The sequence below is a fragment of the Kineococcus gurbantunggutensis genome (assembly GCF_050871925.1).
Lineage (GTDB): Bacteria > Actinomycetota > Actinomycetes > Actinomycetales > Kineococcaceae > Kineococcus.
The window spans coordinates 1-4,993 of record NZ_JBJLSG010000244.1; the positions used below are offsets into that span (position 1 = coordinate 1).

The following is a 4,993-nucleotide window of genomic DNA, read 5'->3' on the forward strand; positions in this document are numbered from 1 at the left end:
ACCTACCACCGCCGTCGTCGGCAGAGCGGACTGGGCCGGTTGACCCCCATCGAGTACGAGACCATCATGACCTCGCCGGCCAGCCTGGCCGCGTGACGTAGCTGTCACCGATCAGTGCAGCAGACCCTGACCGCGGAGTCGGCTGCTCGACTGGTGCACCGGTGGAGCAGTCGCCCATCTCAGAAGTGACCGTTTCTAAGACAGTGCGGGGAAGGGGCGTAGAGCCGCGACATGCCGTCTCAGAACTCGTGTCCACAACCGATGTCTCACCATCGGGATGTGGGTGCTTTCTGAGGCGGTCCCACCCGTGTCCACCCGTGCACCCGCCACCGCCTCCGAGGTCACGTCCACTGCCGCACCCACCCGGGCGTCCGCTCAGCAGCGGGCCCAGCGGCCCGATCACCTGCTCGGCTACACCCGCGTCTCCATCACCGCGCAGGACCCCGCTCTGCAGCACGACGCCCTGACCGCCGCCGGCTTCTACCGGGTCTGGACCGACACCGCCTCTGGCGCACTTGCCGCCCGGCCGGCCCTGGACGGCGTCCTGACCCGCCTGGGGTCCGGCGACGTGCTGGTCGTCTGGCGCCTGGACCGCCTGGCCCGCTCCCTTCGTCACCTGCTGGCCCTCATCGACGACCTGGACAGCAGGGGAGTGGGCTTCCGGTCTCTCACGGAGTCGATCGACACCACCACCGCCGCCACCGGCCGCCTGGTGCTGCACCTCTTCGGCGCCGTGGGGGAGTTCGAGGGCGACCTGCTGGCAGAGCGCACCGCTGCCGGGCTGCAAGCCGCGGCCGTGCGTGGGCGGCGCGGGCGGCGCGGTGGGCGGCCGGCGCGTATGACCCCGGCGAAGCTGGCCACGGCGCGGGCGCTGCTGGCCGACGGGCAGCACTGCGTGGCCAAGGCTGCCGCCGCGGTCGGCGTCTCCCGCGCCACGCTCTACCGCTCACTGTCGGCCGGGCTCGTGAAGAGGCGCTGATCAGCCTGGTGAGGCGGTGGGCGCTCAGGTCGCCCGTGACGCCGCCCTCCAATGTTCCGCGCCATGATTGCGCACAGCCACCAACGACCAGCCCGACCGCCCTGCGGTACTGGTCCAGGGCGTTCGGGGCCCGCCTTTGCGTGCGCCGCGGACGGCGGCGCCGTGGCCAAACGGGTGATTGAAGGCGAAACTAATTCAGGGGGGGCATCACACCCCCGATGTCCCAGGGGTGGACGAACAGCATCAGCACCACACCCCCCGCAGCGGGGTGATCGCGGGCGTCGCGAGTGCAGCGGGTGTCCTGATCGTCCTGGTCGTCGCGCTGCTGTTGCGCTTCGAGGTCCAGCTCACCGTCCCCGTCTACGGACTGCTCCTGCTCACGCTGCTGGGGATCTTGGCTGCGCGTCCGCTGAGGCGCTTGGACAGTCGCCGGGCCTGGACGATCGGCGCTCTGGGCGCTGCGCTGCTCAGCGCTTCGCAGCTGCTGCTCCTCGCAGCAGGCGGGTCATCCGCCGGCGTCCTGACTGCGCTTCGCGACCACCAGGGCCTGGCCGCCCTGAGCTTGGCCGGCTACCCCCTGCTGTACGTGGCGCAGACGATCCTGCTGCGTCAGCGGGTGAAGGAGATGCCGTCCAGCTCCTGGTTCGATGGCGTCCACTGCAGCGCGGTCCTCACCGCGGTGTCCTGCGCCCTCCTGCTGCAACCGGTGCGCGCAGCGACCGGGCTGGAGACCCTGGGCCTGGTGCTCCTGCTGGGCAGACCCGCCCTGGACCTGCTGCTGTTCTCCGTCGCCCTGGCTGTCTGCACCATCCTGGGCTGGCGCTCGGAGCGCGCGGTGGTCCTGCTCGCCCCGGCCTTCGGCTTGCTCCTGGTCGGCGATGTCCTGCGCGTGCTCTGGGTGTGCGGTGTCCTTGCGTCCCCAGCCTGGGGCATCGCCGTCGACGTCGCCGTCCTCGCCGCAGTGGCCTTGCTGACGGCCGCCGCCTGGGCCCGCGGTCCGATCAGCACAGGACACGTCGCCATCGCCTGGTCCTCCATCATCTCCCCGTTGGCGATGCTGTTGATCAGCGCGGCCTTGCTGGGCATCGACCACCACCACCGTCTGCCCACCCCCACCACCGAGCTGGCCCTGCTGGGCCTGGTGGGTGTCGGGGTGAAGGTGACTCTCGTCTTCCGCGAGGTGCTGAGCCTGACCGGCAGCCGCGACCTGGCGTTGACCGACGAGCTGACGGGCTTGCCCAACCGGCGTGCGTTGGCCAGCGCCCTCGCCCGCGCCACCTCTGATCCGCGCCCCTCCTCGCTGCTGATCTTCGACCTGGACCACTTCAAGGACGTCAACGACAGCTACGGCCACGCCTACGGCGACGACCTGCTGCGCGAGGTCGCGGACCGGGTGCGCCAGGTGCTGCCAGCGCAGGGCCTGCTGGCTCGCCTGGGCGGTGATGAGTTCGCGGTCCTGCTCCCCGGCAGCGACCTCGCCCATGCCGAGCGGGTGGCGGCCAACGTCCTGGCCGGGTTGGCGCAACCGTTGCGGCTGCACTCGGTGGCGATGATGATCCGCGCCAGCATCGGGGTGAGCAGCTGGCCCTTCGCAGCACCCGGGGTACCCAGTGCACCGGATGCGTCCGCAGCACCGGACGGGCCCGGATCAGAGCAGCAGGACGCTTGCGGGGAGCTGCTGAGACGAGCTGATGCGGCGATGTACATCGCCAAACGCACCGGCGGTGGAACTGCGCGCTACGACGACAGCGCCGACCGGGACACGCGTATCCGGCGAGTGCTGGCCCGCGAGCTGCAGGCCGGCACCGGCGCCGGCCAGCTGGAGGCCCATTACCAGCCGCAGGTCGATGTCCGCACCGGTCAGGTCACCGGCATGGAGGCCCTGGTGCGCTGGCGCCACCCCCAGCACGGCCTGCTGGCCCCGGCCGCCTTCCTCGACCTCGCCGAGGAGAACGGGTTCATGGCCGAGATCACCACCGAGGTGCTGCACCAGGCCGCCGTGGACGCGGTGACCTGGCACCGCCAGGGCTGGCCGCTGCGGATCTCGGTCAACCTGGCCACCAGCTGCCTGCTGAACCCGGACCTGCCACCGCTGATCCACGAGGTGGTGAACAGCACCGGCCTGGACCCGGCCCTGCTGGTGCTGGAGATCACTGAGACCACCCTCATGCAGGACCCTCAGCGCAGCCGGGAGACCATCCAGGAGCTGCTGGAGCTGGGCGTCTCGGTGAGCATCGACGACTACGGCACCGGCTACTCCAGCCTCGCCTACCTCAAGGACCTGCCCGCGGCGGAGTTGAAGCTGGACCGCGCCTTCACCCAGCACCTGGGACACGACCCCCGCGTCGCCGCGATCATCAAGAGCACCACCGACCTGGCTCACAGCCTGGGTCTGCGCATGCTCGTCGAAGGCGTCGAGGACGCCGCCACCTTGTCCCACCTGGCCGAGCTGGGGGTCGATGAGACCCAGGGCTACCACCACGCCCGCCCCATGCCCGCCGCCGACGTCGCGGCGTGGCTGGCCCGGCACATCCTGAAAGACGCCACGACCTTGCGCTCCCGCACTGAGTGAGCACCTCAAAGCGAACCCGGACCCGGACACCGACAGACCTGGCGCACATCAGTTAGTCCTACCCGCTGAAACCACTCGGTGGGGCCTGCTCGGTGGGGCCTGCCCGGTGGGGCCTGCCCGGTGGGGCCAGCCCGGTCGGACCTGCCCGGTCGGGCTACCCGTCGTGGTCAGGCCCGTCGTGGTCAGGTCCGCGGATTACGGCGAAAGCGCGTGCGGCGCCCGGGCGGTGGGGCACGATCACGTCGTGTCAGCCAGGCGGCGTGCTTGTGCAGCCTCGGCCGTGCGGAGCGACGACGGGGGAGAGCGGTGCTCGAGAATCACCAGGTGCCCAGCGCGCACGCCGGGCAATCGTCAGCGCAGCACGCCGCCGAGCGTGGCGCTGGTGGTGCGGGTGCCGAGCGTGGCGCCGGTGGTGTGCGCAGTGTGGGCCAGCAGCTGGCGCTGCTGGCGCGCCAGCTGCAGAGCCAGCAGGAGCCGCAGGCGGTGATGGACCACCTCGTGGCAGCGGCAGTGGCCATCGTGCCCGGTGCCGAGGAGGCGACGATCAGCCGCGTGCAGGCGCGCAGCCACGTGGTCTCCCAGGCCAGCACCGGGGCGCGGGCGCGGCGCATCGACTGGCTGCAGGCGCACACCGGGCAGGGCCCGTGCCTGGACGCGATGTACGAGCAGCAGACCGTGCGGGTGCGCGATTTGGCCGGTGAGAGGCGCTGGCCGCGCCTGGCCGCGTGTGCTCGGGAAGTGGGGGTGGGCAGCATGCTGTGCTTCCAGCTGTACGTGATCGGGGAGAACCTCGGCGCGTTGAACCTGGTGGCCGGCGCCGTCGACGCCTTCGACGACCGCTGCGAGGACATCGGTCTGCTGGTGGCTGCCCACGCGGGCATCGCGGTTGCCGATGCGCAGCAGCTGCAGCAGGCGCGCAGTGCGGTGGGCAGCGCTGAACTCATCGGGCGTGCCACGGGCATCCTCATGGAGCGCTACCAGATCGACGCTCAGCAGGCGAGGGCCCAGCTGGTGCAAGCCGCCGGCAGCAGCGCGCGTTCCCTGCACCAGGTCGCCGTGGAGCTGATCGACACTGGCCGGCTCAGCCGCTGAGCGGGGCTGAGCGCAGGTTGGCCCGCTGCTTTCGGCTGCATGAGTGGATCCGTTGGGTGAGCGGGTCGGGCAGGACGCAACGGCTACCGGGGGCCCGGGACGCTGCGGTGACCGCCTGAGCCTGCGCGGTCACCTCGCACGCCGTGAGTGCGTGCTGTGGGGTCAGACCCGCCCGGTGCGCGGTGGTGCCAGCGCGAAGACGCTGGTGATGCTGACGTCCTGGGGCTGGACGGGCCTGCCGGTGCTGCGGGTCAGGCTCTGGGCGATGAAGTCGACGACGCTGGCGGTGTCGCCGATGGCCCAGGGGTTCTGCGCGCCGATCTCCTGGTGGCCGCGCAGGCGCAGGTTCT

At 71.2% G+C, this 4,993-nt stretch carries 4 protein-coding genes; 3 read left to right on the forward strand and 1 reads right to left on the reverse strand.

Translation table 11 applies throughout. From position 1 onward, the window contains the following. The first annotated feature begins 403 nt into the window (after window positions 1-403). The 3 genes from ACRYR7_RS24205 (at window position 404) to ACRYR7_RS24215 (ending at window position 4,643) form a co-directional block, all read left to right on the forward strand. Window positions 404-979 (forward strand): recombinase family protein, encoded by a 576-nt coding sequence (locus ACRYR7_RS24205; protein WP_432574846.1) that lies wholly within the window; start codon window positions 404-406, stop codon window positions 977-979. Window positions 980-1,208: 229 nt separating this feature from the next. Continuing rightward, window positions 1,209-3,551: a putative bifunctional diguanylate cyclase/phosphodiesterase gene (locus ACRYR7_RS24210; RefSeq protein ID WP_432574842.1), complete on the forward strand. Its 2,343-nt coding sequence runs from the start codon at window positions 1,209-1,211 to the stop codon at window positions 3,549-3,551. A 423-nt stretch (window positions 3,552-3,974) separates the two neighbouring features. Next, window positions 3,975-4,643, forward strand: a complete 669-nt coding sequence (locus ACRYR7_RS24215; protein WP_432574844.1) for a GAF and ANTAR domain-containing protein — start codon at window positions 3,975-3,977, stop codon at window positions 4,641-4,643. A gap of 162 nt (window positions 4,644-4,805) precedes the next feature. Here ACRYR7_RS24215 and ACRYR7_RS24220 read toward each other — a convergent pair. After that, on the reverse strand, window positions 4,806-4,993 hold a 188-nt coding region (locus tag ACRYR7_RS24220; protein WP_432570149.1), incomplete at its 5' end, for a hypothetical protein.